A 525-nucleotide genomic window follows, 5' to 3' on the forward strand; every position below is an offset into this window, starting at 1 on the left:
TTCGAAGAGTATAAGAAATATTCATTATTTAATCAAGCGATTCATGAAAGAGGCATTGTCGATTATTTATTATCAAAAGATTCAACCTTAAATCTCTGTTACCGTTTGATTCATGAAGTAATGGATGCTATTAAGGAACATGCCTATGATCAATTCATCCATGTATTAGAGGAAAGCAAGAAATATCGCCTCCCTAGAAAAATAAGAACGGCATTTAACACTTTATATCATTATCGCCATAATATACAGAATAGCTTAACCTATACGCTATCAAACGGTTGTGTGGAAGGAACAAATAATAAAATTAAAGTCATTAAACGAATCAGTTATGGATATCGAAACTTCTACCATTTAAGAAGTAGAATTATATTATCGACTGCTCATAATAAGGTGAAGAATGAAGCTTATCGTCCGCTGTTATTTACTGAAGAAGATGCCATTAAAAAATATGAAGAAGAATACCAAAAACAATTAGAAATACAAAATAAGATAGCTTATTTTGGATCTATAATTTTTAGTGTTGGT

The 525-nt window shown here is 30.1% G+C and carries 1 protein-coding gene; it reads left to right on the top strand.

Annotation, left to right across the window (positions count from 1 at the left end; all coding sequences use genetic code 11):
• The coding region (locus tag HMPREF2811_RS08715; protein WP_141749299.1) for a transposase at window positions 1-525 on the top strand (525 nt) is incomplete at both ends.

It is taken from the genome of Globicatella sp. HMSC072A10 (assembly GCF_001811625.1).
Classification (GTDB): domain Bacteria; phylum Bacillota; class Bacilli; order Lactobacillales; family Aerococcaceae; genus Globicatella; species Globicatella sanguinis.